At 64.8% G+C, this 24,645-nt stretch carries 41 protein-coding genes; 6 read left to right on the forward strand and 35 right to left on the reverse strand.

Annotated elements, in window-relative coordinates; translation table 11 throughout:
• Positions 1-29: 29 nt before the first annotated feature.
• The gene (locus tag AB0L65_RS20690) at positions 30-317 is read right to left on the reverse strand and encodes a hypothetical protein (protein ID WP_364247675.1); all 288 of its coding nucleotides are present in this window, start codon (positions 315-317) and stop codon (positions 30-32) included.
• A 50-nt stretch (positions 318-367) separates the two neighbouring features.
• Here AB0L65_RS20690 and AB0L65_RS20695 point away from each other — a divergent pair, with 50 nt between their 5' ends.
• Together AB0L65_RS20695 and AB0L65_RS20700 are read left to right on the forward strand one after the other, a co-directional pair.
• Positions 368-709 (forward strand): helix-turn-helix transcriptional regulator, encoded by a 342-nt coding sequence (locus AB0L65_RS20695; protein ID WP_364247678.1) that lies wholly within the window; start codon positions 368-370, stop codon positions 707-709.
• 230 nt (positions 710-939) lie between these two features.
• Positions 940-1,551 (forward strand): hypothetical protein, encoded by a 612-nt coding sequence (locus AB0L65_RS20700; RefSeq protein WP_364247681.1) that lies wholly within the window; start codon positions 940-942, stop codon positions 1,549-1,551.
• A gap of 6 nt (positions 1,552-1,557) precedes the next feature.
• On the opposite strand, the gene AB0L65_RS20705 is transcribed toward AB0L65_RS20700, so the two are convergent.
• The 6 genes from AB0L65_RS20705 to AB0L65_RS20730 form a co-directional block, all read right to left on the reverse strand.
• Complete coding sequence (locus AB0L65_RS20705) at positions 1,558-2,343, reverse strand: DNA adenine methylase (RefSeq protein WP_364247684.1); 786 nt, start codon at positions 2,341-2,343, stop codon at positions 1,558-1,560.
• Between the two features lie 741 nt (positions 2,344-3,084).
• A complete protein-coding gene (locus AB0L65_RS20710; protein WP_364247687.1) occupies positions 3,085-4,059 on the reverse strand; it encodes a tyrosine-type recombinase/integrase in 975 nt (324 codons plus the stop codon).
• Positions 4,056-4,259: a hypothetical protein gene (locus AB0L65_RS20715; protein ID WP_364247690.1), complete on the reverse strand. Its 204-nt coding sequence runs from the start codon at positions 4,257-4,259 to the stop codon at positions 4,056-4,058. Before AB0L65_RS20715 ends, AB0L65_RS20710 begins: the two co-directional genes overlap by 4 nt.
• Before the next feature lie 119 nt (positions 4,260-4,378).
• Complete coding sequence (locus AB0L65_RS20720) at positions 4,379-4,582, reverse strand: helix-turn-helix domain-containing protein (protein ID WP_364248268.1); 204 nt, start codon at positions 4,580-4,582, stop codon at positions 4,379-4,381.
• 27 nt (positions 4,583-4,609) lie between these two features.
• Positions 4,610-4,843, reverse strand: a complete 234-nt coding sequence (locus AB0L65_RS20725) for a hypothetical protein (RefSeq protein ID WP_364247692.1) — start codon at positions 4,841-4,843, stop codon at positions 4,610-4,612.
• 271 nt (positions 4,844-5,114) lie between these two features.
• Positions 5,115-5,477, reverse strand: coding sequence for a hypothetical protein (locus AB0L65_RS20730; protein ID WP_364247695.1), 363 nt, complete (start codon positions 5,475-5,477; stop codon positions 5,115-5,117).
• Positions 5,478-5,714: 237 nt separating this feature from the next.
• On the opposite strand from AB0L65_RS20730, the gene AB0L65_RS20735 reads away from it, so the two are divergent.
• Positions 5,715-6,227 carry a hypothetical protein gene (locus AB0L65_RS20735; protein ID WP_364247698.1) on the forward strand — a complete coding sequence of 171 codons (513 nt, stop codon included), beginning with the start codon at positions 5,715-5,717 and terminating at the stop codon, positions 6,225-6,227.
• A 16-nt stretch (positions 6,228-6,243) separates the two neighbouring features.
• Here the strand turns inward: AB0L65_RS20735 and AB0L65_RS20740 are convergent, their stop codons facing one another.
• The 5 genes from AB0L65_RS20740 to AB0L65_RS20760 form a co-directional block, all read right to left on the reverse strand.
• Positions 6,244-6,615, reverse strand: coding sequence for a hypothetical protein (locus AB0L65_RS20740; protein ID WP_364247701.1), 372 nt, complete (start codon positions 6,613-6,615; stop codon positions 6,244-6,246).
• A gap of 505 nt (positions 6,616-7,120) precedes the next feature.
• Positions 7,121-7,852, reverse strand: a complete 732-nt coding sequence (locus AB0L65_RS20745) for a hypothetical protein (protein ID WP_364247704.1) — start codon at positions 7,850-7,852, stop codon at positions 7,121-7,123.
• A 76-nt stretch (positions 7,853-7,928) separates the two neighbouring features.
• Entirely contained in the window at positions 7,929-8,618 is a 690-nt protein-coding gene (locus tag AB0L65_RS20750; protein ID WP_364247707.1) for a hypothetical protein, read from the reverse strand.
• 58 nt (positions 8,619-8,676) lie between these two features.
• Positions 8,677-8,979: a hypothetical protein gene (locus AB0L65_RS20755; RefSeq protein WP_364247709.1), complete on the reverse strand. Its 303-nt coding sequence runs from the start codon at positions 8,977-8,979 to the stop codon at positions 8,677-8,679.
• A gap of 1,889 nt (positions 8,980-10,868) precedes the next feature.
• Positions 10,869-11,129, reverse strand: coding sequence for a DnaJ domain-containing protein (locus tag AB0L65_RS20760; protein WP_364247712.1), 261 nt, complete (start codon positions 11,127-11,129; stop codon positions 10,869-10,871).
• A gap of 518 nt (positions 11,130-11,647) precedes the next feature.
• On the opposite strand from AB0L65_RS20760, the gene AB0L65_RS20765 reads away from it, so the two are divergent.
• The gene (locus AB0L65_RS20765) at positions 11,648-12,136 is read left to right on the forward strand and encodes a hypothetical protein (RefSeq protein WP_364247714.1); all 489 of its coding nucleotides are present in this window, start codon (positions 11,648-11,650) and stop codon (positions 12,134-12,136) included.
• A complete protein-coding gene (locus tag AB0L65_RS20770; RefSeq protein WP_364247717.1) occupies positions 12,121-12,885 on the forward strand; it encodes a hypothetical protein in 765 nt (254 codons plus the stop codon). The genes AB0L65_RS20765 and AB0L65_RS20770 overlap by 16 nt, the downstream gene beginning before the upstream one ends.
• Positions 12,886-12,998: 113 nt before the next feature.
• On the opposite strand, the gene AB0L65_RS20775 is transcribed toward AB0L65_RS20770, so the two are convergent.
• The 22 genes from AB0L65_RS20775 to AB0L65_RS20880 all read right to left on the reverse strand — a co-directional run bounded on the left by AB0L65_RS20775 (position 12,999) and on the right by AB0L65_RS20880 (position 22,878).
• Positions 12,999-13,292 carry a hypothetical protein gene (locus AB0L65_RS20775; protein WP_364247720.1) on the reverse strand — a complete coding sequence of 98 codons (294 nt, stop codon included), beginning with the start codon at positions 13,290-13,292 and terminating at the stop codon, positions 12,999-13,001.
• Positions 13,289-13,576: a hypothetical protein gene (locus AB0L65_RS20780; RefSeq protein ID WP_364247723.1), complete on the reverse strand. Its 288-nt coding sequence runs from the start codon at positions 13,574-13,576 to the stop codon at positions 13,289-13,291. Before AB0L65_RS20780 ends, AB0L65_RS20775 begins: the two co-directional genes overlap by 4 nt.
• Entirely contained in the window at positions 13,563-13,952 is a 390-nt protein-coding gene (locus tag AB0L65_RS20785) for a hypothetical protein (RefSeq protein WP_364247725.1), read from the reverse strand. Before AB0L65_RS20785 ends, AB0L65_RS20780 begins: the two co-directional genes overlap by 14 nt.
• Entirely contained in the window at positions 13,949-14,248 is a 300-nt protein-coding gene (locus AB0L65_RS20790) for a hypothetical protein (protein WP_364247728.1), read from the reverse strand. Before AB0L65_RS20790 ends, AB0L65_RS20785 begins: the two co-directional genes overlap by 4 nt.
• Complete coding sequence (locus AB0L65_RS20795; protein WP_364247730.1) at positions 14,245-14,559, reverse strand: helix-turn-helix domain-containing protein; 315 nt, start codon at positions 14,557-14,559, stop codon at positions 14,245-14,247. Before AB0L65_RS20795 ends, AB0L65_RS20790 begins: the two co-directional genes overlap by 4 nt.
• Positions 14,560-14,574: 15 nt before the next feature.
• Positions 14,575-14,766 carry a hypothetical protein gene (locus AB0L65_RS20800; RefSeq protein ID WP_364247733.1) on the reverse strand — a complete coding sequence of 64 codons (192 nt, stop codon included), beginning with the start codon at positions 14,764-14,766 and terminating at the stop codon, positions 14,575-14,577.
• 102 nt (positions 14,767-14,868) lie between these two features.
• Positions 14,869-15,054, reverse strand: coding sequence for a hypothetical protein (locus AB0L65_RS20805; protein ID WP_364247736.1), 186 nt, complete (start codon positions 15,052-15,054; stop codon positions 14,869-14,871).
• Entirely contained in the window at positions 15,051-15,599 is a 549-nt protein-coding gene (locus AB0L65_RS20810; protein ID WP_364247739.1) for a crossover junction endodeoxyribonuclease RuvC, read from the reverse strand. The genes AB0L65_RS20805 and AB0L65_RS20810 overlap by 4 nt, the downstream gene beginning before the upstream one ends.
• A complete protein-coding gene (locus tag AB0L65_RS20815; RefSeq protein WP_364247742.1) occupies positions 15,596-15,865 on the reverse strand; it encodes a hypothetical protein in 270 nt (89 codons plus the stop codon). The genes AB0L65_RS20810 and AB0L65_RS20815 overlap by 4 nt, the downstream gene beginning before the upstream one ends.
• The gene (locus tag AB0L65_RS20820; RefSeq protein WP_364247745.1) at positions 15,862-16,272 is read right to left on the reverse strand and encodes a hypothetical protein; all 411 of its coding nucleotides are present in this window, start codon (positions 16,270-16,272) and stop codon (positions 15,862-15,864) included. The genes AB0L65_RS20815 and AB0L65_RS20820 overlap by 4 nt, the downstream gene beginning before the upstream one ends.
• Positions 16,273-16,289: 17 nt before the next feature.
• Positions 16,290-16,676 carry a hypothetical protein gene (locus AB0L65_RS20825; protein ID WP_364247748.1) on the reverse strand — a complete coding sequence of 129 codons (387 nt, stop codon included), beginning with the start codon at positions 16,674-16,676 and terminating at the stop codon, positions 16,290-16,292.
• On the reverse strand, positions 16,673-17,062 hold the full coding sequence (locus AB0L65_RS20830; RefSeq protein WP_364247750.1) for a hypothetical protein: 390 nt from the start codon (positions 17,060-17,062) through the stop codon (positions 16,673-16,675). Before AB0L65_RS20830 ends, AB0L65_RS20825 begins: the two co-directional genes overlap by 4 nt.
• On the reverse strand, positions 17,059-17,418 hold the full coding sequence (locus AB0L65_RS20835; protein ID WP_364247752.1) for a hypothetical protein: 360 nt from the start codon (positions 17,416-17,418) through the stop codon (positions 17,059-17,061). Before AB0L65_RS20835 ends, AB0L65_RS20830 begins: the two co-directional genes overlap by 4 nt.
• On the reverse strand, positions 17,415-17,693 hold the full coding sequence (locus tag AB0L65_RS20840; protein WP_364247755.1) for a hypothetical protein: 279 nt from the start codon (positions 17,691-17,693) through the stop codon (positions 17,415-17,417). Before AB0L65_RS20840 ends, AB0L65_RS20835 begins: the two co-directional genes overlap by 4 nt.
• On the reverse strand, positions 17,690-18,085 hold the full coding sequence (locus tag AB0L65_RS20845) for a hypothetical protein (RefSeq protein ID WP_364247758.1): 396 nt from the start codon (positions 18,083-18,085) through the stop codon (positions 17,690-17,692). The genes AB0L65_RS20840 and AB0L65_RS20845 overlap by 4 nt, the downstream gene beginning before the upstream one ends.
• 83 nt (positions 18,086-18,168) lie before the next feature.
• Entirely contained in the window at positions 18,169-18,564 is a 396-nt protein-coding gene (locus AB0L65_RS20850; protein WP_364247761.1) for a hypothetical protein, read from the reverse strand.
• A complete protein-coding gene (locus AB0L65_RS20855; protein WP_364247764.1) occupies positions 18,564-20,030 on the reverse strand; it encodes a hypothetical protein in 1,467 nt (488 codons plus the stop codon). The genes AB0L65_RS20850 and AB0L65_RS20855 overlap by 1 nt, the downstream gene beginning before the upstream one ends.
• Complete coding sequence (locus AB0L65_RS20860; RefSeq protein ID WP_364247767.1) at positions 20,027-20,974, reverse strand: lambda-exonuclease family protein; 948 nt, start codon at positions 20,972-20,974, stop codon at positions 20,027-20,029. The genes AB0L65_RS20855 and AB0L65_RS20860 overlap by 4 nt, the downstream gene beginning before the upstream one ends.
• The gene (locus AB0L65_RS20865; RefSeq protein WP_364247770.1) at positions 20,974-21,360 is read right to left on the reverse strand and encodes a hypothetical protein; all 387 of its coding nucleotides are present in this window, start codon (positions 21,358-21,360) and stop codon (positions 20,974-20,976) included. Before AB0L65_RS20865 ends, AB0L65_RS20860 begins: the two co-directional genes overlap by 1 nt.
• Positions 21,360-21,560: a hypothetical protein gene (locus AB0L65_RS20870; protein WP_364247772.1), complete on the reverse strand. Its 201-nt coding sequence runs from the start codon at positions 21,558-21,560 to the stop codon at positions 21,360-21,362. The genes AB0L65_RS20865 and AB0L65_RS20870 overlap by 1 nt, the downstream gene beginning before the upstream one ends.
• Positions 21,557-22,546, reverse strand: a complete 990-nt coding sequence (locus AB0L65_RS20875; protein WP_364247775.1) for a hypothetical protein — start codon at positions 22,544-22,546, stop codon at positions 21,557-21,559. Before AB0L65_RS20875 ends, AB0L65_RS20870 begins: the two co-directional genes overlap by 4 nt.
• Positions 22,543-22,878: a hypothetical protein gene (locus AB0L65_RS20880; protein ID WP_364247778.1), complete on the reverse strand. Its 336-nt coding sequence runs from the start codon at positions 22,876-22,878 to the stop codon at positions 22,543-22,545. Before AB0L65_RS20880 ends, AB0L65_RS20875 begins: the two co-directional genes overlap by 4 nt.
• 118 nt (positions 22,879-22,996) lie before the next feature.
• On the opposite strand from AB0L65_RS20880, the gene AB0L65_RS20885 reads away from it, so the two are divergent.
• Positions 22,997-23,629 carry a hypothetical protein gene (locus AB0L65_RS20885; protein ID WP_364247781.1) on the forward strand — a complete coding sequence of 211 codons (633 nt, stop codon included), beginning with the start codon at positions 22,997-22,999 and terminating at the stop codon, positions 23,627-23,629.
• A gap of 21 nt (positions 23,630-23,650) precedes the next feature.
• Here the strand turns inward: AB0L65_RS20885 and AB0L65_RS20890 are convergent, their stop codons facing one another.
• Positions 23,651-24,616, reverse strand: coding sequence for a hypothetical protein (locus tag AB0L65_RS20890; protein WP_364247783.1), 966 nt, complete (start codon positions 24,614-24,616; stop codon positions 23,651-23,653).
• Between the last annotated feature and the right edge of the window lie 29 nt (positions 24,617-24,645).

Genomic DNA, 24,645 nt, shown 5'->3' on the forward strand with positions numbered 1-24,645 from the left:
CTCCTGCTCAGCGATCCCTGCCATACGCACTACTCGGCCACCGCGGCGTAGCCGCGCTCGAAGATTGTCCGCGGCGTCGGCCAGAACGAGCCGTTGCCGTCGTGCACGATGTAGTCGCCCAGGGCCGCGCGCCGCATGCCTTCCGGGGTCTGCACGTCGATGTACTCCGCGCTGCGGCCGCGCAGTGCGGTCTGACCGACGATGCCGCGCAGTTTGGAGTTCTCGTTGATCCACTTCACGATGTTGTCCAAGTCGTGGCCGTTCACCTCGACCGCCTCGACGATGTCGTTGGTGGGGTTGTAGTGCTTGATCTCCATTACTTCTCCGGTTAGTTGTTCTCTACCTAGGGGCTAGGTAGAGTAAGAGTATGGGTAAGCAAACCGGGCCGCGCATGACGCTCCCCACGCAACTCGTGTTGCGAGCACTGCTTGAAGACCCGACAAGGGAGATGTACGGACTGGAGATCTGCGCCGCGGCCGGGCTCCCGACCGGCACGATTCACCCGATCCTCGCCAGGTTCGAGGGCATCGGGTGGCTGGAGTCGCGCTGGGAAGAGGCAGACCCTCATGAGCAAGGCCGACCTCGCCGCAGGTACTACAAGCTCACCTCTGGCGGAATTGAGCAGGCCCGACAGTCGCTCGCTCAGGTAGAAGCCAAGATGGCTAGCTTCCGCGGTGCGGCAAGGCGGCTTGCCGGGGGTGCCATTTGAATCCGAACGCGAGGACTCACGAGAGCTTCCCTCGCTCCGCCTTGTTGGTGGTCTACAAACTGGAGGACACCCTCCTCAAGGGGCGTGAAGATCAATCCGCAAGCGCTCTCCACAACCACTACACGGAGAGCGCGGAACTCGTCGTTCGCCTGCATCAAATGCTCTGTACAGGCACATACGTGACGACGGGAGCAGAGCCAGCTACTTCGAGGGCGGTAGGTGAAATGCACATGGCCCTTGAGGAGCTCAGGCTCCTCATGCATGACCGCCCAGACTCCGTTATGGAGACGCACTATCAGTTCATTATTGCGACGCAGCATGCCAGGGTGCTCAGCGGTAGTCTTCGGACACTATGGGCGCTTGAACTCGGCTGGGCGTCTACACTCGGCGCAACAGCGGCCGCACCGCATACCGCGAAACCAGCAATCGGACTCGTGAGCATGCTGGTGCGAGCACTGCCCGCAGAATATCGGCAACGTTACGCCGAAGAGCTCTACAGCGAGCTTTACGACCTGGCACAGGCCCGAGCTACCACGTCGATGCAGGTGTATCACGCTCTGAGACAGCTAACCCGAACATGGCACATGCGACGTGCATTGAAGAATCCGACAGGGCGCCCGCTGGAGCCTTTGTTCAGCGCAACCTGCTGGGTGCTCTCCTCAGAGGCGCGTACTTGGTTAGTCATTGGCCTCGTGACGCTGACGGCCCTGATGGACGTTGTGGCCGAGCAGGGCTGGGGGTCCGCACTCCTCACCGCTCCTACGGCCTGGATGTTCCATCAGGGAGCGCGATGGCTTCGTAAGCGTCTCGGCCTGAACCTGAAAGAGGGCAACGAAGAGTAACCACGCTTACCGGTTGATCCACACCGACTCGACAGCATGCCTACGCTCGTCCGAGCTGGCGGCGCGCACCCGGTAGTCAATCCGCCGCCAGCTCCCGAGCAGTTCGTCATACATCTCCGAGCGGTAGCCGGACAGCACGACGGTGCTCCTGCACTCGGCGAGGAGCTGGAGCAGCCGTTCGTGCTCGGGCTCGCGGTCCATTTCCTTGACGTAGTGGCCGGACCCGAAAGCGTTCCGCGTGGAGCGGAGGTAGGGCGGGTCTACGTACATCGCGGTCGTCGGCGAGTCCATGCGGCCGATCAGCTCGAAGGCGTCGCAGTTCTCGATGAACGCTTCCCGCAGCCGGTCTGCGTGCCAGCGCAGCGCCGCGGCGGCGCGCTTCGAGCCGGTCGGGTTGTTCACGCGGGTGCGCGACGTCGGCCGCCGCCAGGACGCGCCGGCCTCACCGCTCCGACTCTGAGTGCACTGGATCCACCAGCGACGAGCGCGCTCCAGGTCCGATGCCGTGGTGTCGCCGAGCTTGGCAGCCTGGTGCTCAGCGCGGGCGTACGGCGTCAGCTCGATCGCGCGGATCAGCGCCCGCGGCTGGTCGCGCAAGGTGCGCATGAAGCACACAAGGTCGCCGTTGATGTCGTTGATCGTCTCGATCTGGGCGGGGTCCTTGGCGAAGAACACCGCGGCGCTGCCCGCGAAGGGTTCGATGTACACCTCGTGCTTGGGCAGCAGGCTGGCCAGGAAGGGCCCGAGCCTGCCCTTGGCGCCGTAGTACTGAAATGGAGGGCGCAGCGCCACTAGAGCCCTCCTCAACATAATGACGAAACGGACGCTTCGAGTTGGATGTTCTGCGGTTCCTGAAAGGCAGGAGCATGCCATGATTGGTCTCAACATTTCGGACCAAGATTCGGAATGTTTTCTGCCCAACCCAGGCTGTGGACTTGAAACCCCGTAGCTCAATGGGTGGCAGAAGGAACGCGACCCACCGGGGACCTACCGGTAGTGGTGGTGGTGCCGTCGATGGGATCAGTCGGCGCATCCCCACGAGGGCCAGCCACCACGGAGCCCTTTCGCCTGAGCAAGTAGGTAAGCCAGCCACCCCGTCAAGACGTGTTAGGAGGTCCTATGCTTAGCCGCACTGCGCTAGTGGGCTGAGATAGAAAACCATGGGGACCAATCCGGGAGCATGGCTCTCGGGCTTAGGTCCCGTTGGTGCGTTCCTCCTCGTTGCAATGTGTTTCCTTGTGATCCTGGGAGCTTGTGCGATCTTGGTCGCTGCCCACAAGGCGAAGCACCTCGAGGGCGAGGTACGCATCTCTTGGAAAGAAATCTCAGTCCGATGGAGCCAAGAGAAGCCACAGGAAGAGTCGAAGGCATTAGAACAGGCGCCTGACGGCACACCGCCGGTCGATACGCCGGCAGCGACGAAGGATCAGGCCGTCACCCCCGAGGGGGGTGATGCCGTCGCCTAGGGTGGCCCCCTCGCACGAGGGGGCCTTCTTCATGCTTATCAGGCGCTCAAGCGGCGCCCCGGCCACGCTATTCCAGCGCTGACGCCACCAACTGGGAAGGATCTCTTTCCAATTGGTTCGCCGTGTGCAGATACAGCATCGTCGTGTTCAGGTCCTCGTGGCCGAGGGCCTCCTTGATGTCGTTCGGCGACGCGCCCAGGTCCTTCGCGATCGACGCCCACGTATGCCGCAGCACATGCGGGGTCACCTTCGCCACAATTCCGGCCTGGCGGGCGATCCGCTCGACCAGCTTCGACGCCGACGACCGGTAGAAGCGGCCGCCCGTGTCCGTCACGAAGATCCGCCCCGACTGGTCGGCCACCTCGACGCCGGCCCGGCGCGCCCGGTCCTCCAGGTACCGGTCGAGCGCGTACGCCGTCTCCACCGGCAGACGCCTGATCTTCGGCTTGTCGCCCTTGCCGACGATCCGTAGCGTCCGCACCCCGCGCGCCCAGCCGAGCGCGTCGAGCTCGGCCGCGATCGCTTCCTCTACCCGGACCCCGGTATGGACCAGGACCCGGATGAACGCCGCTGTGCGCAGTTTGGCCGGCCCGAAGTCGGCGTCGGCCGCGGCCACCAGGTGGTGCGCCTCGTCGCGGGTCAACGCGGTCGTCTCGCTCCGATTGCGCTGCACCTTTGGCCGGCGAGTGCCCTTGAGGTGGTTGACCTCGATGGCGTCCTCGTACGCCAGGTAGTCATACCACGACGACACCGCCGAGATCCTGCGCGCCATTGTCTTCGCGGGGATCGGCTTCCCCACCTGGAGTTCGAGCCACCGCTTGTACACGTCGCCGTGCGCCTTGCGCGCCTGGAGCGGATCGAGGCCGGTCTCGGTACAGAAGGCGAACCACCGCTCGATCTCCCGGCGGTAGGCGTCTCGCGTATTCGGCGAGTCGTACGACAGCAGCCAGGCCATGGTGAGGTTCTGGGCGTAGCCGAGCAGAGTCGGCGGGAATGCGATCCCGCCGCCCTCGCTCGGTTCGCGGACCAGCTCCGCAGTCACGCCTGCCGCTCCGAGTCACCGTGCTTGGCGAGTTGGTCGCCGACGTACAGCAGCGCGTGGACGATCGCCGGGATCTGGTCGGCGATCAGTTCGGCGATCGCGTTGGGCGTGTCGCTTCTGTCGCCGTAGGTGTTCCTGGCCGCGGCGAGCACGTCGAGCGCTTCCTGCCGGTGGTCCACGGGTTCGCGCGCTTCGCTCATGATTGGTGATCTCTTTTCGCGAGGAGATTGAATCTCCGACGCTATCAGGCGATCAATGGTCATAACGTGCATTATGACCATCTCTTATTGATCATGAACGGACCAGAACGAAACGCTTTCTACACGCTCGCGGCAGCCTTACGCCGGTTCCCACCGCGCGGCCGCAGAGTCACGCCCGCCTCCTCGAGGAGCCGGTGGACGAACCCGTATGACCGGCCGATCGCCTCGGCGATCTCGCGGACGGAGTCGCCGGCGGCATACCGCTCGGCGACGGCCGCGGCGAGCTGGGCACGCTCGGCGCCGACGATCCGCTTGTTCTTCATGACCTTCACGAGGGGGACCTTTCGTGTTCAGGCGGCGCGGCCGAACTGGGCGCGGAGCTCGTCGCGCGCTTGCGGGGTTGGGGGTACATCGTCGCCGCGCCAGATGCAACCCTCGATGGTGGCCAGGTCGTCGAAGTCGTAGATGACCTCGCGACCAGCCCGGCCGAGGGCGCGCGCTTGGTAGCGGCGGGCCCACTGACGGATGGTGCCGGGTTCGCGGTCGAGCCGGTCGGCGGCTTGGCGGGCGGTCGCTGGGTGCACGTCTCACCTCCGCATGGGTCGCATTCGAGGACATACGGGGCGAATCTGGACACGCGATCACGCGAGATAGGAGCGCTGTAGTCAACGCTGACAGGCGATCTCACATGTGCGAGAGGAAGGGGATAGGCGGAACGGTGATCTTGCTAGATGCGCTCTCAGCGCTTCACTTGAGTTTCCGCAGGTCACGACCCCAAGTCGTGCGACAGGCATAGATCACCTGCCGACACAAAGTGTTACACACCTGTACGACCTGGCGCAACGCACACAGGCGTTAGCCCTCATCCCCATCCCTATCCGATGAGAGATCCGCTCGAAGGAGGCGCTTGGAGGGGATGTAGACCACTGCACCAAGCATGACTAGCAAACATAATCCAACCGCGGCAAATGTCCATCCGTTGAACCAACGGAACGCGATCGCAGCGAGAGATAGCACCTCACCAAACAGGAATATCCGGCCAAGTATCATGAAGCCCCCGCCCCACTTGGCGATTTCCCCCGCAGCCATCTCCGCCCGTCCTGGCCTCTTCTTCTCCTTGAAGAGCATCTGCAGCAAGAACCCGACCTCCACTGCTAGGGCGATCAGCAGAGTCGGCAACACCTGCGCGACCGTGGTGTAAAACGCTTCTGTCCCCATATCAGGTATTCGCTCCCACGCGACTGAGCGTTCCAGCGCGCGATCAAGAACGCCTGCACGACACAATGGGCTATGGGACGAAAGCCACCGCGACGCTCCCCCGCCCTTCGCAACGCACTCCGCCCCTCCCCCCGCACCACCGCTCGAATCGCCGCACGTCCCCGGCCGAGACGACTCCGCGACGTCCGTTGGAACGTCCAATGGTGGGCCGCCCTCACCAGCGTCATCGCCGGACTCATGTCCATCCCAGCGTTCATCATCTCCATGAACGCATTAGAGATCAGCGAACAGCAGCGGCGCGACGCCCTGGCGCAGCGCGCCGAAGACCAGCAGGAACGAGCCCGGACCAAAGCGGAAGCCAACACTGCGACGGACATAGCGTTCATCAGGCGTGTCAGCGCTTATGCCCCCGACGTTACCGACAGGGGACGTGTCAACATCCGGAACGCCAACTTGACGCCGGCCACAGTCCTCATGAACTTCTGGACCGACTCGAAGGGGGACACCAGCAACTACTACTCGGTCGTCCTAAGCGCGTGCTCCGAAGGATCCGTGCAGATTCCTAAGGCCGATCAAAACCGGTCCGTCATTCTGGCCGTGTGGAACGACGAGCACGATTTGCTGTGGCCTTTCGCAGCGAACGTTAATAGCAAACCAATCGACCCAGACGGCCCGGAGTTTGGCGATTCTGACGGCTTCACTCGCCTGCCGGTCTCCTACATCAGTACACAGGTAACCCCTTGCGCCTGAACGCACACGGAGAATCTCACGCACCCGCCTCGTCGGCGACCAGGCCCCGCTCCTCCACCGCCGACACGTGGTTCCCACACGCCCCGCACACGAAGTAGCCCACCTTCACGTCCCAGCGGAGATTCCGCTCACCGCACCGGCACCGCGCCGGCGTCCAATCCGGCACCTCCCGCAACCGGCGCTCCCAACCCAGCACCACATCCACCAGGTCCGTCAACTCCCGCACCGCCAACACCCCAGGCAGATACTCCACCAGCAGCGCAACCGCCCGGCCGCGCGCCTCTGCACCACGACCAGCCGACGCAGCCTCAGGCCAGCGCCGCGCACGCAGATACCCCGCCTCGAACCTGAGCAGATCCCCCGTCAACTCGTCCAGCAGCTCCGCCACCGGCGACTGACTCCCATGCGGACGCGTCCCCGACACCCTCGACCAGCGCGACGCAGGCCTTAGCCCATCCCACTCGGCCGCGCGGACCGCCGCCAAATCACGCACCGCGATCAACGCCCGCCGACACGTCGCCCGACACTGACCACACACCAACGGCTCCCCCTGCCGCCACGACAACGAAGGCTCCACCGGCTCCACAGGCGGCACTCCCTTCGCACCCTCCCGCACCCACCGATCCACCGCGTCCGCATGAGCCTCCCGCGCCGCAAGAAACGCGGCCCACGCCTCACGCGACCCCTCATTGCACGGCCCCACACACGCCTGACCAGCCACCACACACCACCTCCCGAGACGACCCACCACAGTACAAGATCAACTCCTTTCGTCGTGAAACAAGCCAACACCGGCCCCGCCGGCCTCCGGGGGCCCGGCCCTCGGGGGCAATCTTGGACGTGCGGAAGCCCCGCGCGCCTGGCTGGCGCGCGGGGCTTCTTGGTGTTGTGCGCTAGACGCGCGGTCGCGCGGTCGGACGGGCCGCGACTCGTTCGCGTGTGCGCTTCGCGGTGTCGCGCGTCTGGTCGATCCGCGCGAGCGCTCCGGCCCTGGCAAGGGTCGTCATGTTTTTCAGCGACGCGAGCGCGGCCACGATGTAGGCGGCGTCCTCGGCTGCCTGGCCGGTGGCGTTGCGGCGCGCGAACCGTGCCTCGCGCTCGATGTTGGCGAACACTGGCGCGTCATACATGACGGTCACGCGCTTGTGCTCGTCGTAGTCCACGTGGGTGGCCAGCACATATCCGCACGTGGCGAGTAGCGCGCTGATCTCTGCGGCTGACTCCCGGACGGCTGCCAGCATGCCGCGCGGTTCCGGCTCGAATGCCTTGCGCACGTCGGCAAGCGGCACGTTGTCGATGATCTCGGCGTTCGGGCGACGCAGGAGGAACGTGGTGTAAAGCGACTTGCGGCATGTGCTCGCGACCCACCATGTGCCGTGCTGGTGCACGTGGGGGCCGTGATATTCCACGTAGCTGTTTGGGGGCATGAACGCCATCAGGGCGTCATCGCTGGCGCGACTGGCGCGGTTGACGGACACCTGTAGCTCGTAGGAGGTGGTGCACTCCAGGTGGTTGACGCACTTTCGGCACGCGGCCCTGTGGCCGTGCCAGATCTCCGATGCGGAGAGGGTGGCCACGATGGCGGCGGCGGCTTCCTCGCGTAACTGCTGCTGGGTCTTGTGCATGGTCTCTCCCATGTGGCGTTGGGCTTGGTGATAGGGGGTGCGCACCCCTGCCCCGATCAGGGGCGCGCGGGTTGTGCTACTTGGCGTCGCTGGCCTGCTCGTCGCCGTCGGCGGGCGGCGTGAGCTTCGCGTTCGCCCATGCGAGCGTCAGAGCGTCCACATCCGCGCCTGCCGTGATGGCCTTACGCCACGCGGGCGCAGTGTCGAGGTCGAGGGCCGCGAGCGTGGCGGCGTCCGTAACCGACTTCTTGATCAGGCGCTCACGCTCGGCCTTTGCCTTCTCTGCGGCCTTGACCTCCGCAGCCTTGGACAGGGCTTCGGCCTCTGTGATCGGGTCCTTGGCCTTGGCCAGGGCGGACAGGTCCGATGCGCCCGGTGCCCACGTGGCCAGCACGTGATCCGGGGTGATCCCCAGCAGGCCACAACCGCGCGCGATGCGGTCGGCCGCTCCGGCGCGGGCGGGCACGTAGTACCACGCCGCGCGCTCCTCGTCGGTCGGCTTCGGCGTTGCCGCCGCGTACACAGCGGGCGTCGGGCCGCTGTAGATCGTGCCTCCGGTGGAACGAATGGCGACGACTTCAGCGATCGTCAGCCGCGCGCCGGTGAGGCGGTAGGCCAGCGCGAACGGGTTGTTGCTGGTGTGCCCGTCGATCGCGCGCTGAAGGTCGGCAACCGCGTCCGCCAGCAGTTCGGCGGGGGTGGGGGTCGGCGCGTCGTCGGTGGCGGTGGTGGTGGTGCTGGTCTTGCTGGTCGGCTTGGTAGCCATGATCTTGCTTTCCTTTCGGTTGGGGTGCCCCCGCTCGGTTGAGCGGGGGCTGGTGGGGTTACTGCTCGGACTGTCCGTCAGCGTTGCCGCTTACGGAATTGGCCGCGTCGGCTTCGGCTTTGCGTCGCCGCGCGTACCACCAGAGCAGTAAGGCTGCGAGCGCGAGCGCTCCGCCGACGATCAGCCAGCGCACGAACCACGACGCGGGGGCGTCATTGGCTGCGGTGTCGGCGTTGATCGCAGCGCCAGGCTTGCCCCCGGCGGGGGTGTCGCTCGGCGTCTGGGACGGGCGGCGCGTGCTGGATGCGCTCTTGCTGGGCGTGGCCGTGGCAGTCGCGTTCGTGCCGTCCCTGCCGGGCATGCCAGGGTTGCCCTGCGCGCCGGTAGGGCCGACCGGACCGGGAGATCCTGCGGGACCAGTCGGGCCAGCCTCACCCTGGAGCCCCTGCGGACCCTGGGGACCCGCCGGACCCTGAGGACCGGTCTCACCCTTCGAACCCTGCGGACCTTGGTCACCTTTGGAACCCTGCGGTCCGGGCGAACCGTCCGGACCCCGGGAACCCTGGGGACCGGTAGGACCGGGGATGCCCTGCGGACCCTGGGGACCTGCCGGACCCTGCGGGCCGATGATGCACTGCACCGGCGGTTCTGTCGTCGGGCACGCGGTCGGCGGGTCGGCGATCATGGCGGGGATTCCGAACAAGTCGGGTGCCGCCCTTCCTGCTGCGATGACCAGCGCGGCAGCGAGTGAGGCGCTTGCTAGCGCGCCCCCGGCCGCTCTGGTCAGTGATCGAATCTGCATGATCGGAAGCCTGTTATACGCATAACATGGTGTCAAGTGCTCGTTATTGACTCGTCGTAAATATTCATAATCTCTGCATGAATATTACGACTACATAACTTCATTAGCATTGAAAATAGTTAGCTAAAGCAACGGTCCGCGCCACGTCGAAGCACACCGCCACCGACTTTCCGGCCCGCCGCCGGCAACGTCCGGCTCTGGGTTGTTGTGGGGGGTGGTCGTGTTGGTGCTGGTCGGTGTGCTGTGGTCGCGCGTGAGAGCTTCTGGTGTTGGTGTCGTCTCTGTGTTCTGGTGTGGTGGTGTTCGTGCGTCTGTGTGGACTATGACGTGTCTTTTGACGGTGGTCTGGTCTGTGTGTCCGTTGGTGTGTGCTGGTGGTGCGCATGCGAAAACCCGTCATCGACGGCCAGGTGGTGTCTGGCGTGGTGTGTCGGTGACGGGTCTCATGTGGTGCTGGTCAGTCTGCGGCGAGGCGGTCGGCGGCGCAGGCTCTGCAGGGTTCGGGCATGAACGGGTGGTGGGGGCACATGCGGCCTACGCCTCGGTGTGTTCCGGGGAGTGGTTCGGGTTGGGGTAGGTGTTCGTGGGGGTTGGCGCGGAGTGCGCGTTGGACGTACCTCGTGGGGTTTTTCACGGTGGTGCGGGCGCGGCCGAGGATGGTTCGCCTGATGTGGGCGGCTTGTTGGTCTGTGATGGGCTGCGCGGCGAGCGGAGCGAGTTCGCGCTTGACCATCTCGTCGACCTCGGAAAAATCCTGTCCGTCTGTCCGGTCGTCGTCCTGGTCGCGTAGGGGGTACGGCGGGATAGATGACTGACTAGAGATGTCTACGTGGGATGGGATGGGGTGGGATGGGATTGGGGCAGCGTCTCCAGACTCGTCTCGCGACGCATCTTGAGACGCGTCTCGCTGAGGTTCCTTCTCCTGCCTCTTCCGGTCAAGCCACCGCTCTTGACGTGCACGTTTGTTCGCGCGCTCCTCACGAATCTTGATCGCGGAAGCTTGATATTCGAGGTAGTCGTTAATCTGCCAACCCTCATTGGTTTTAGACCACAAACCAGCGTCGCAAAGCTCACGCGCGTACCGTCTCGGACTGCTCACGTCGCTCACGTACGTGATCTCATGAGTCCGGATCGCGCCGTCCGTCAGGTTGGCGTTCGCCCAGCACAACGCACTGACGTACAGCCGGAACGCCTTGTCTGACAGCGGCCGTACCTTCCGGTGCATGGGGAACTGATCATCGACACGAACCCACGGCATCGAGCGCTGCCCTTCCCTTCCTGAACATGAAGCGGGGACCCGCCCACCGAGGGAAGTGGTCGAGCCCCCACCATATGCGTCGTTATGTGACCTGCGCTCCTGGCCAGGGGGTCGCGTGCCACCGATCATGCCTGCCGCAGTGTTGCTGAGGAAGGTTACTAACCGAGTCCGAACCCAGTGCTAACCACCGCTATCTACTCAACTGCTGGCATGACCGCTTCATTGCGGCCTCGGCCTGCCGGCGCCCCGTCAGGTCGTAGGCTTGTCGTCGGCTCGGGTCGGATAACACGTCCAACGCTTCGCCCACCTCCTTGAATCGTTCGTCCGCCGCGCGGTCGTCCGGGTGCGCAGGTGATCTCTTCTGTGTGAAGCAACAATGACAGGCATGAGATCTGGCGTTTGCCCTGGCCGCAGCAGTTGGCGACGTGCGTGGCTGTGCACAGGTGGGCACGCCGCAGCACCTCGGGTGCCACTCAGGTTGTCACCCGGTTGGGCGACGAGTCAGCCAGCAGGCCGGGCTCCTTGCTCCGACCTGGCATGAGCTGGTGGGATGCATGCTCTATGTCGCGCGACCTGCGAGTGTCACTCTCAGAGCTCAACGTCTCTTACGTGATCGTGAGCCAATGTGTCCTGATGCTGCACGTAGAAGATCGCCCGAGGGGAACAAATGCGCTTCTTGATCATTTGTTTCAGGCAATCCGATTGACCCGATGTATGCACACATCGGCAACCATCACTCTTTCTCGATCATTACATGGCTAGGCTTTGGTGCTTAGCACTAGTGCGCCGGCCAGCCCAAAACCCATCTTCCGAATAATATCACTTTGTCCATAATTATCTATTTGAACTAATATTGCCTTCAATGTCATGTTTGACGCTGCCAAGGAAACGATTTGGCCAACCTTTACGACATACTCGGCCGGTAATCGGTACTCTCTCCGCAAGTCACTGGTCAAGGTGAGGTGTTGCATGACTAAAGGTGGGGAGCTGGACCCAGGGCCCCATGCACCGATTGATGCGATATCTGACGATATGTCGGCTTCGCATGATCAGGTGATAACCTTCAGCGTTTCTGTCAATATGGATGGATGCACTAAGCCAGCTGAAGATCAGGTAGCCTTGTATGTTCAGCGCTTTGCGGATGACCTCGCTCGTGAGACCATGAGGCTGGAGGAGGGGAGCCGCGAGCAGGATCTTAGAGGACGGGAGATCATTTCGAGCATGGTCGTCAAGGCCAACAAGGTGATTCGCAGCCCTGCGATAGACCTCGTGCCCCGCGGCCCTGACCGCAAGTACACGGTGACCTTGCAGTCAGCATCTTTCTGTCTCGCTATAGTGGCAGGAGTTTTTGGAAGCTATCTGAATAGTACTTGGCAATGGGTGGCTTTTGTCATTCTCTTTATTGCAGCTACCGCTTCCCAGGTTATTAGCTTAATCCTCACGTGGAGGAAACAGTGAATAGCGCTGCCAGCGGTTTCCCCGATCCCCCGGGAGAAGAGATGCCACGAGTATCAGATGCGGCACAAGAAACTCTAGAAGATGCGATTAAATATGTCCGCATCCGGATACTAGAGGAAGCGGAGCGATCACAACGAGGTAAGTCACCGTCCTCAAGCATCAAGCCCGCAGACATCGAAGTTGCACTGAGCCGGCTGGCTGTCGAGCGTATCGCCTCCCATGAGCGTCGCCATCGAATCTCCTACCTAGTTTGGCGTGCTCTCATAGTGGCACTTGTTCTCTTGGGACTTGTGCTTTTGTCCTATGTCATCTCCTCGCAAGTTAACGCTGAGTCCAGGCCAGAAGTAGTCGGAGCCGGTTTCATCACGGGAATATCTCTGTTCATCCTAGGAACAGCAACAGGTCAATGGATCCTGCGCAATCGGATATCTATTACAGAGAGAAGGCGCCATTCATCCGGAGAACTAGTCCTACTAGTTACCAATCTGGAGGGCGCTATTAGAAGACTGGGCCAATCAATGATTGGCGATAATTCCGCAACGGCCAGTCTGCGCTTGCTTCTAATCTTGCTTGAGCGAGAAGGTGTCTGGACTAGCAGAGATGTCCGCTGCTTTCGCAGCCTTCTGATGTTGCGCAATTCAATCGTTCATGGCGAAGACAAGTTCCCAACCTCTTCCGAAATGTCACAGAGCAAAGAGGAAGCTAAGAACCTTCTTAGAATCATCGACGACTACGAGAAGTCTCGATAACTCTATATACTTGTCGACGTTGAGGGGCAGCCAGCGATGAAGTGTTCCACTGGTCACCGTCGTGCCGCTGGCTCCTTGAGTAGGTCCGGCGGACAGATGGCCTATGCAGCCCATCAGTTGTCTGCCTTGAGCGCGGCCGGGCGGCGAGCCTCATACCGGGCGAGGTAATCGTGGCCGGCCTGGGTGATGCGTACCTTCCACACGCCGGGCTCCGGGTACTCGACGTCGAGTAGGCGATGCTCGGACGGCACGCGGAACGTTTCACGTGCGACGGCGTAGTCGGCACCGTCGAGCACAAGGCGGCCGAGGCCCGCCGGGCGGAACACTACGCCGTCGCCCTGATTCTCGGCGGCGACGCGAACGAGCAGACGGATGGAGGCTCGCTTGAGCAATTGAGGGGCGGTCACGGGTTATCCTTCCGGATGCGGTCCATCAGGGTCTGAACTTTGGGTGTGAGCTCGGCGCCGGGTGAGGCAAGCACGTCGAGGACGAGCGCGGCAGCGCGCTCTCGCTCGTCGGCGCGCAGCCTGGCCACCGCATGCGCGGGGATGACCATCAGGTTGTTGGCCTTCAGCGCCGCCAGGACGTCCCGGGCGAGGTTGCGTCGGGCCGTGAACTTCAGCCAGTCGCTGGTCTTGGCCAGCGACGGCCCGACCGCGTTGTAGATCACGGTCTCGTCAAACGTCATCATCGTCGGGGGTTTCCTCGGAGTGCTCTTCCTGCTCCAGGAACCGCTTCTTGGGCAATAGCGCGATGCCGTACTCGTCGCCGCGCCGGCCGCGCCGCATCTTCGGGATCCAGAAGGCTTCGACCACGCCGTGGTCAATGAGCGTCCCGCGCACGACCGGCATCAGGTCCTCGATAGCCATGGGGAAGCGGCGGATCCCGTGGACCTCGGCCCAGGTGACGTACTTGCCGTATCCGATCGCGGTCTTGGTCTTGGCCAGGCGCAGCCGCGCCTCGAACGGCTTGGGCTCAGCCCACTGGATTTCTATGTCGTCGGGCACCAGGCCGGGGTCACGGATGAGGCTGCCGTGCTGGTCGAAAGGCACCTTGCCGTCGATCACGGGTGTTCCTTCTCGTCGTCGGTGTCGTCGCGGCCGCGCTCGAGTAACTGCCGGGCCAGAGCGGCGCCGCGCACTGTGGTGGCGGTGTTGTCGCGGATGGGCGTAGAGACCCACGGGCTTCGCCGGCCGGCGTTGGTGAGCCGCCAGCCGTGGCCATGCATGTCCGTGACGACCTCTGCCGCGAACGCGCGTGGGTCCGGACGCTCATCCGACGGGAGCTGGTCCCGCTGGTACACACGACGCGCAAGCTCCGCCACAGCCTCCGAGATCGCGCGCCGCTGCGCCGCGGCGTTCATCGCGCCCTCCGGCGGGGCTGGGCATTGAGCAGCCCATAATGCGTCGCGGCGGCGAGGTAGCGCTGCACCGACCGTTTGCTCTTGTTCAGCTCGGCTGCGATCTCCTCGCAGGTCCGGCCCTCGGCCGTGAGGCGGGCGGCGTGCCGCATCAGTTGCAGGCCGTACCTGGTGGTCGGCAGCCACTGCGGCTCCAGCTTGCCCAGTGGTTCGAGGACGGCGATCCCGGCCTTGTTGAGCGCGGCCAGCACCTCGTCCGGGCTTCCATCTCGGTCGAGCACCTCGCCGATGACGTCGGCTGCGGTGACGGACATGGGTCCTCCTGCTGGTCAAGTCGTTCTCTGCGTGGCGCGGAGGGCGAGCAGCCGCGCGGCCTCCACGTCGTCGGGGGTGACCGGGCCCTCGATCGCGGCCAGCAGGGTGGTGCCGTCGAGGGACCAGATCGCGGTCCGGCGTGCCAGCATTCTTCGTTTGCGTTTCCGCTTACGCTTTGTGCCGTGCACGTCGACAGGTGCGTTCATGTGGTGGTTCCTCAGGTTCTGGGAGCGGAGGTTGATAGCCGACAACCTCGCCGTCAACGATCACGGATTCGCCGAGCTCCTCGTCTGCGTTGGGCTGGCCCATCAGCCCTTGGTTTCGTCGTCGTGGGAGGTGAGGCCCATCAGGCGGTAGTAAGGGGGCAGCACGAAAATGATCAGACCGATGGCGAGCACGATCAGGCCGGGCACGACGCCGTGATCCTGGTAGATCCGCGCGGACACGACGAGGGTCACGGCCACCATGGCCAGCAGGGCGATCAGGCGGGTCATGCCGCCACCCGCTCGGCGATCTTGACGTCCTTCAGGACACGCCGGTGCAAGTCCGGGAGCGGGAATTGTGGGTGTCCAAGCAGGTCGAGGCCGAGCCAGCGCGCCCATGCGGCGTCGCACTCATCCTCGGTGGGGAACTCCAAGCCGGCTCGCTTGAGCGCGGCCGTGGCCATCTGGCTCTTCGTCGCCTTGCCGCTGCCGGTCGCGTAGATCTTGAGGTGCATCACGTTGACCAGCGCGAGCTTCACTCCGGAGCGCCAGCAGGCAAGCCGAATGCTGCCGCTGATCTCGGCGAGTCGATGTGCAGCCGCAGAGTGCATCCCGGCCGCGTAGTCCTCCAGCACGAGCATGTCGGGCTTGAGCCGGAACAGCACATCGTGGACGTGGGCCTGGATGCGGTCTATGCGGGCAAGGTCGTCGGTCAGGGTACGCCTACCCTTCGCCTTCAGCGCGATGATGGTTTCGGTGGTGCCGTCCGGGAGCGCGAGCCCGGACTGCTCGGCGGCCAGGTCGAGGCCGACCACGTAGGGGCGGGTTGGTGTCACTCGTCTTCCTTCGGTTGGATCTTGTGGAGGTCGTGGTCGCGGACGAAATCGAGCCAGAGCGGCAGACCAGCAGGGCCGCGGACAGCGTCCGGCGTGTGCGTCCAGGCCCGCTCGTCGCGACGGGCCCGGGCGCGGCGCTGGTCCTTCCGGTGTGAGGACCAGGCGAACCAGAACACCCCGCCCGCGGCCAGCATGGTGAGCATGCCGACCACGGGCAGAATGGCGCTCCAGGCCAGGTCCGCGGCCTTGCTGATCAGGTCGATCACGGCTGTGGCTGAGCCTCCGCTGCTACCTGGTCTAGCCGGTCCAGTTCGGTCAGGTCGGCGGTCTGGTCGAGACCGTCAAGCTGTGCCCGGAGTCGTGCCTGATCGGCGTGCGCTGCGCGCAGGTCCCCCTCGGTGCGGCGCAGCCGTTCGGTCATCTCTGCCTGGCCCCGCACAGCTGTCTGCGCGGTCTTCAGGGCGTGTTCGTACTGCTGCTCCAGCATCTCGATCCGCCTGGCGCTGTCGCGGCGGCCGCCCTCGGTGCCGACGACCAGGCCGAGCATGGTGCCGACGAGGAAGGCCACCAGCGCCGTGATGAACGAGAACACGCCCGCGTTGACGAATGACAACACGGTCAGTCCCGCGACGAGGCCGAGGCCGAATGCCTTCTGCCAGGTTGGCCGCTTCATCCAGGTTGGCAGGCTTGTCACTGGGTGACCTCGCCCGCTTCGAGCGCAGCCAAGACGTCGTCGAAGACGCGGCCTTCGTCGTCGTTCCAGTCCATGAGCCAGTCCCTCGGGGGCTGAACGTTCGACGGCTTGCGGCCCAACGCGGCGGCGAGCTCGTCGATCGTGTTATCAGCCGCTGCGAACTGGTCAGAGAGATTGGGGTTGGCCTCCTGCATCCGGGGCCTGCTGCCGAGGCTCAAGGCCCGCGGTGGCAAACCCGCCGCCTGGCCGATCGCCTCGACGAGACACAGCGAGCATCGCCCAGGGTTACCCGAGTCGGCGAGGTAGTCGTCCTTGATCCAGCCGCGCTGGCGCAGGATGTCTGCCGTTTTGCGGCGGATCGTGGCCGTGTCGAGCGAGGTCACTGGCTGGCCTCGCCTTCGAGCGCCGCCAGGACCTCGTCCAGTGCTCGGCCCTTGCGGTCGTTCCAGTTCGTCAGCCACGCCCGCGGCGTGAGACCCGCGCTCTGCGGGTTCCGGCCGAGGAACGTCGAGATCTCCCCGATGAGGTCCTGAGCGGTGTCCCACTTCTCGGCCATGTCAGGATCGCTGGGCCTCTTGGCGCGGCCGAGCGCCGCCGGAGGCAGCCCGGCTGCGCGGCCGATCGCCTCGACCATGCACACCGGCCGGACGTGGCGGGGCAGGAAGCCGCGCTTCTTGATGTAGTCGCCCTGGATCCAGCCGAGCTGGCGCAGGGTGGCAGCGGCGTCGCGGCGGAGAGTGTTGTGAGCGGCGAGGGTCGCTGCGGTCACTTGGTGATCTCGCTTTCGATGCTGAGAATGTTCGGGTACCAGGAGAAGAGAGGGATGCGCCAGCCGTTGACCTTCACCCGGTAGGTGTGGCCTTCCTCCAGCGCGCCGTACAGCGTGGAGCTGTCGAACTTTCCCGCCAAGATCGTGTCGGCGTTCTCGTACACTTCGCCGTCGGTGTCCCAGACGAGGTATTGGCAGGAGGAGGCGCCGGAGCAGACTCGCTCCTTGTCCTTGACTGTGATCGTCTCCACCCGGTCAGTGCTGAGCTTGACCACGCCGAAGACCAGGGCACCGATAACCAGAAGGATGATCAGGCCGCAGCCCCACAGGCCCGTATTGTCGTCGTAGCGGCTCATTCGCCAGCTCCCGTCACGGGGACTCCGACCCAGCTCAGGTCCTCGTCGGTGCATTGGGCCACCTCGACAACCTCGCCGGTCTTGCCGTCGATCGCCTCCTGGGCGTACCGCTGGAACTCGTGCATCGCGTACGGCAGTGGCAACGGCCGGTCTGGGCAGACAGGTGTGTCGTCCACAACGACGTACCAGTACGGGCCAGGCCAGGCGTCGTAGTCGATCACGGCCAGGTCGGCGCTGCCGTCCGGGTTGACGGTCAGCATGGGCTTGCTGTTCATGCGGCCGGGGCCTCGGGGAGTCGAGCCGGCTGGGCAACGACGGGCAGAGGGGGAGCTTTGCACGCGTCACCGGCCGGGACTTGCTGACCGTCCACGTCGTGGTAGTAGCCGAACCCGGGCCTCCAGATCGCCAGACGCCCGCAACCGCACCTCCGGGGCTCGGGACCGGCCTGGCCAGCGGGGGCACGCCGCTGCTGAGCGACGCGGACGAGCCAGTCGAACTGCCGCGCCTGGTCCTTCAGCAAGGCGATCTCCTGGTCGGCGGCGGAGCGCACCTGGTCGACGCGGCCGAGTAGGGCATCCCGCTCTCGGATGAGCACGTCGATGGTGTCGGCGGTGATCGGCGGTTCGATCCCGAGTGGATCGCCGGTGTTGACGTTGTCGCTGGTCATGAAAGGTCCTTCCAAGAGGAGGGGTTGAGAGGTTGGAGCCGTCCGGGCGCCCGGCCTTGGGGCAGCAGACGCCCGGACGGTGGTCATCGGGTGTAGCCGCGCTCGCTGTGCCGGGTGAAGGACGAGCCACCGATGGAGTAGAGGTCCATGCGGCGGACGATCATGCAGCCGGTGCACTTGCACTCGGCGACCGGGTCGCGCTCGTTGTCGTCGGAGTAGGCCCAGGTCGCGTGTCCGGCCAGTTCTTCGCGCAGCACGCGGAGCATGTGGTCCCGCTCCCAGCGCAGCTCCGCCATGTCCTCGGCCAGCTCAGCCTCTCGGCAATCGCACGCGGTGTGGTGGTTCGCGCAGGCCCGCCAGCGAGGGTCCATGGTGTTCTTCGGCAGCGGCAGGATTAAAGCGATCTCGGCGCCCGGGCTGCGCCAGGTGGGCTGATTGAACCTGACCACGTGGCGGATGGCCACCTCCGTGGATGCCATCAGAAGCCGCCGCCCTGCTGCTCAGCTTCGACGGCCTCGGCCTCCGCATACTGCTTGGCGGCGTTGACCATCGTCTCCCAGGCGGCGCGGGGCTGCTCGCCGCCGAGGGCCTGCTCCAGCAGGGCGGCCGCCGTTTCCACCTGCTCGAACGTCAGGTCATCGGCGTTCATGACCGACCGCTCCAGGATGACGGACAGGTCCTGGAACCGGTCCTCGGCGGTGGTGATGCCGAGCCGGTTGAACGACTCGTCGATCTGCTTATACAGACTGAGCCGCTTCTTGGCGCGCTCCACCTGGAGCCGCTTCAGTTCAGCGACGGCGCGCTGCGCCTGGCTACGGTTGAGGTTCTTCGTGGAGCCCTCGACCTGCACCTTCAGGAAGTCCGACAGCCAGGCGAACCGGGCCTCGTCGTTCAGCTTCGTCGAGCCCTTGCCGGAGTGCGGGGTGACCCCGAGCTCCGTCATCAGGATGCCGAGGTCCCGCAGGTCCTTCGTGTCGGCGGGCTCGTCCTCGACGACATCGCCGTCCACCACATCCTCGTCGGCTGCTGGGGACTGCTCGCCGCTGGCGGGCGTCTCGCCGACCGACGCCGGGCCGGCCGGTTCGCTGGCGGGCGCGGTGCTCGCCTGTGCCTCGTCCGAGTCCTGCGGGGCGGGCGGCAGGTGCTCCCCCCGGCCCAGCGCGCTCTCCACCGCTGCGGCCTGGGCCGACGTCAGGTCGGCGGCCGAGCTGAAGGTGTAGTCCGGGTGGACAAGGTGCAGGTAGCCGAGCTTGTCGGTCACGCCCTTCGCGTCCATCAGCTTGGCCAGGCGAAGGAGCTGATCCTGAGTGGCCTTGACGACGCCGGTCACTTCCTGCGCAGCCGCTGCGGCCTCGCGTACCGACGCACCCGCCTGCACCGTGGCATTGGTGATGACGATCGAGCCGTCATCGTTGACCTCGGCACCAAGCTCCTCCGGCGTGTAGCCGAGCCCGCACAACGCCTCCTTGCAGGCATCCCGTGCGACCTCCGTCTGAGATCGGGCCTTGAGCATGGCTTCGGGGTACTTGCCGTAGTTCTCGTTCTGCTTGAGCAGCCCGGCCGTCTGGGCGCGCACGATGGTCCATTCGGAACGGAACTCGAAGTCCGGGTCATCGCTGCGGACGATCGTGGAGACAGCCTTGAGCAGGCGGCCGTTCTCGTCGCGCTCCACCCAGGTGCGCATGCGGTGACCGGCCTTGCGAACCAGAGCCGACACTAGGCCCGCCGACGAGGACGGCTTGCCCTTGATGACGTGAACCTCGGTGATGGCGGTGATCGCGTCCACGCCGATGGACTCGCCGAACTCGATGGCCCACAGCACGTTCGCGGGCTGCTTGAAGTACTGGGGCGGCAGCAGATTCGCGAAAGCAAGCTGCTGGGAGTACTCGATCCGCTCGGCCAGCGAGGTGTTGCGGATAGCGGGCAGGTTGTCGGAGGTGGTCATGCTGCGACTCCTTGCAGTTCAGGGATTGCGGGAAGGTCGGATTCGACGACCAGATAGGGGATGCCGCCGCTCTTGGCCTGGCGGCGGGCGACGCTGTCCAGGCCGTACCGGGCGCGACCGGCCAGGCCCATCGCGTCCAGCAGTTCGGCGCGGGCCTGCTCAGCGCGGGCCTTGGCCGCCTTCGCCTCGGCGGCCGCCGTCTTCTCCTCCGCGAGCGCGGGCAGCCACTCGGCGGCCAACTCGTCGGGGATGTCGTAGATGAGGTTGGGGTCGATGGCGGGGTGTCGCTTGCGGATCGTCCGGATGGTGGCCTTGTGTCCGTCCACGGGCGGCATCTCGTCCCACGCGATGCTCACCATGAACGCTTCGGCCTGCTCGCGCATCCACTCGGCGTCTTCCGGGTCGCGCATGATGTGGTACTCGTGGAATTTGAAGCCACGGCCAACGAGGACGGCGACCTTCCACCAGTCCAGGCCGAGCGTGGCCATGTACCACTGCACCTGAGCCGCGTAGTACACGGGGATCTCGTTGGTGCCGGGCTCCCCCCATTCGCGGCCGTCCGCGTCGGTCTTGATCTCCAGCCCGCCGACCACGCGCCCGTGCTGCAGTAGCAGCCGGTCGGGGTTGGCAAGCATCCATTCCCACTTGGTGTGCACCCACGTCCCCGCCTCGACGAGCTCGAACTCCGGGTGCTGTGCGGCGAACCAGTCCGCAACCCCGCCTTCGAGGAAGTGACCGCGGGCCTGGTCGTCGTTCTGCTGGTCGGGCTCGACGAGGCCCGCCATCTCGCACCAGGTGCTGTAGCGGGACGCGTACTTGGACAGGCCGACGACCCCAGCGATGCGAGAGCCGGTCATGCGGTGCTCGCGCGCGGCGTGCCATTCGGGGCTTCCGGAGTCCCACCGGCCGAGGTACCGGCCGGTGGGCGTTGTCAGCGCTGTCATCAGAACGGCGGCGCATCCTCGTCGCGGTAGACCAGACGCCACGGGCTGTTCGTCACGAGCAGCTCGTCGAGCCCGTCCGCCGGGTAGCTGCCTCGCGCGCTGAACAGGGTCACCCTGTTCTCGCCCATGGGGCAGACGCCGAACCACTTCAGGCCCTGGCCGTCCTCCCATACGTCGTCCTGGCGGGGCGGCCAGCTGTACGGGGTAAGCACCTCGACCTTGAGGAGTTCGGCCGCGATGGGGAGGGGGCCGACGTTCAGGTTGCTGTGCTGGTCCCGGAAGTTGAGGTACAGGAATCGGCCACGCGACGTCGTCGATACCTCCTCGACGTAGCAGTCGAGGAGCGTGACCCGAAGCCGGTCACCCTTCTTGATCTCTCCCTGCATCAGTCCAGGTCTTTCTGTTCGCGGCGGTAGACCCACTCGTCGAAGGGGGTCATGGCCTGCTCGGCCGGGTTGTCGGTGTCACGCCACAGCGGCGGTCGGCGGCGCGGGCGGAGCACCTGATCGCTCGGGTGGTTCGCAGCAAACGCGCGGAGCATGTCCTTGATCTCGTCGTCGGCCGGGAACGGGAGAAGCCGATTCACTCGGTCACCTCTCCGGCGGCCCACCCGCGAAGGGTTCGTCGCGGGGTGTCGGCCAAGCCCCGGGCAACGCGGATGAGCCGTTCGATCGCGTCGGGCGTGGTGTGGATCGGCAGGCCAAGCGCGATGCAGTTGATGCGGTGGACCGCATTCGCGAGGGGCGAGATGAACGGCACGACTGGCTCTCTGGTGTTGTGCCAGATCTCGATGATGTTTCCGCCGAAGCCGACCGCCTTGCACCGGTAGACACGGTAAAGGCCGTGCGCTCGGCCTTCCCAGAGGTGTGGGTGGCGCTGGACGAGGCCGTCGAGGTGGCGGATAACCGTCTCGGTGTCACTGTCGAGGGCGATGTGGGCCTCGGCGAACGGTACGCGGTCGCCGCGCTTGCGGAGACTGGCGAGCGCTGCGAACGTGTCGGTGACATCGTTGTCGTGCTTGTCGTGGACGGCGATGTTCCACACCCGGTTGTCGTCGCCGAGCGGGAGTGCGGCCCGGTGCGCGAGGTTCTTGCCGAGCCTCTTGATGATGCGGTCGCTGGTGAGCGCCTTCTGGGTTCGCTCGCCCCACTTGGTCATCCAGGTGATGCTGTAGGTGGGGGCGATCTCGCGCACGTAGAAGTGGAGGGTGCCGCCCGTCTGCGGAGACATGTGGCCATCGCCTTGCTCCAGGTCGATCTCGACCTTGCACGGTAGCTCGTGGTACAGGTTCAGGAAGGTGGCCAGCTTGTCGGCCAGGTCGCTGGCGCTGGTGGCCGCGAGCGCGACCGGGTTCTCCAGAATTGTCATCGTGACCAGGTAAACGGGGTCGTTCTCGACCTGCTCGGTGACCAAGTTGATGAGCCGGTCGGCTTCGGCATTGTCGTTGTTCAGCGCTCGGATCAGCCGGTGGCGAGAGAGCACGCCGATGCCACACAGGCGGTGTTCGGCGGCGTTCATGGCCAGGTAGGCGATGCGCTGCTCGCTGGCGACAGCGATGGCAATGACGTTCAACGGTTCTCCTTTTCGTCAGCGGTGCCGCTAACGGAATTGGCGAGAGTGAAGACAGCGAAGACGCGGACGCGCTTGCTCCCGTCGTGTTCGGTGACGGTTCGGGTGCTGGCGCGAAACGTTCCCGAGGAGTTGTCGAACCCCAATCGGCCGTTGTTGACGGCGTTGCGGAGGCTCGCGGCCTCTGCGCTGCCGCTGGCGATAGCGGTGGGGAACTCCGCGATGATCGCTGTTTCACCTGGCTTGGCACGGAGCTGGTCGGCGATGTGTGAGAGGTCTGGCGCGCCGTGGCGTGGCGCTGGCTTTGTCCAGACGACTTCATCGAAGACAGGCAAAGCGCGCTCCGTCCGTGCTGGTGATGGTGCATTCAAGGGCTCATGATCTTGTTCTTGCGTCTCGCGACAAGACGACACTATCGCGCAGTGATGCATATGTCTATTTATGGTGCAACAGATGCAACGCATACAAAATGTCACGTCACGAGCACTTATTGTGATCAACTTTTCGTGCACTTCTGGGCAACGCGACATGCATGTTGATACAGTTGCAACGCCACGCCACAACGCCAACGCCACCAAGCCAGAGGGGGACACCCTCGTGCCCAGCATTGCCCCTGGCGTCGCCGTCATCATCCGGCGACGCAAGCGAACCGACACTCTCCAGCGCGAACTGTCCATACGAGCCGCCGTCCGCCGATTCAACGAAGTCGCCCCCTACACGATCAGCGACATGAAATGGGGCCGCATCGAGAGCGGCAAGGTCGAGACCGTCTCTGACATCGATCTCGCTTGGATGGCCTACGTTGTCGGCGGAAGCAGCGACGAGCTCACCGAGGACGGCGCGGCCGAGGCCGCCAAACTGCTGCGCGGGATCATCGCCAAGCGCAACGATGACCCCGCGCTAGCAGGAATGGACTTGTCGCTGACACCCGAGACTGTGCAGCACGGCTTTCAGAAACGACTGCAAGAGATCCGCTCTCTACCCCGTGATGACGAGCGAGACCGCATGGAGCGGTTGTTCCTCCAGCAGATCGACATGGTCCTGCGCGCCTACGAGCAGCAGATCGAGATCATCCGTAACCGCTGATCGATATGCCGTCTGTCCAGTTCAGTTCATCCATTCCCGGGCGGCGTGGAAGATCAGCGCGGGACGGGTGTCCACGCCGGCGAGCTTCCGCATGCGCTTGATCCGGCGCAGGATGGTGCTTTTGCTTGTGCCCATGAGCCTGGCCATGCTGTCATCGGTCTGGCCAGCCACGATGTGCTGGAGGATCAGCAAGTCCTCCTCCTCCAGTTCGACTCGCGCGCTGTTGAAGCGGTCCAGGTCCGGCTCCAACGGCGTCGCCTGCTCCCAATAGTGCTCGAACAGCACGATCATGCACTCAAGGAGTGCGCCGCCTCGGATCAGTAACGTGGAATTCTGATCGGAGTAGCCACGCGGGAAGCGCGGTACCAGTGCGCGCTCGCGATCGGAAACTACCAGCTTGAATGGCAACTCCTTAGCTACCCGCACGTCAGCGCCCAGCGCGATAACGTTGTGCAGGCCGACCACCGCGGCCTCGTTGCTGAGTGCGGCCCTCTCATAGACGAAACGGCGCTTGGGCCGACGCACCGTTCCATCCAGGTTGCGCCGCGCAGGATCGCCTGGCGAGTGAAGTGCTGTCAACGGTACGAACGGCGCGGTGATGAGGTGCAGCACTTCACGATGGGCCCCGAGCGACAGATCATCGAAAGCGGCACCGACGCTCTGACGTGAAGTAAGGACCTCTACTGGAGCATTCGGGCCTCGCGTCGCGGTGGAGCTGCTGTCGAACATGTCGCGAAGCTCTTCTGCTTGGGTCTTGAGCCTGGTCAGGGTCGCTTCGGCGTTGGCCACAAGCGGACGTAACGCGTAGTCCGGGTGGCGGGCTGTGGCTGGCTCCCCCACGACCAGGCCCACGTCACGAAGCTTGGCAAGAGCCCCCTCGACTTCTGGGCTGATACGTTCCAACTCCGTCGAAGGCATGGGCCCCTGCTCGACCAAGTATTGGTAGAGCTGCTCCCCGATTTCGCCGATCCCCAGGCCGAACCTCACCGTTGCGCTTCCTTTCGATCCCCGTCTTC

Source organism: Nonomuraea sp. NPDC052116 (assembly GCF_040680035.1).
GTDB lineage: Bacteria > Actinomycetota > Actinomycetes > Streptosporangiales > Streptosporangiaceae > Nonomuraea > Nonomuraea angiospora_A.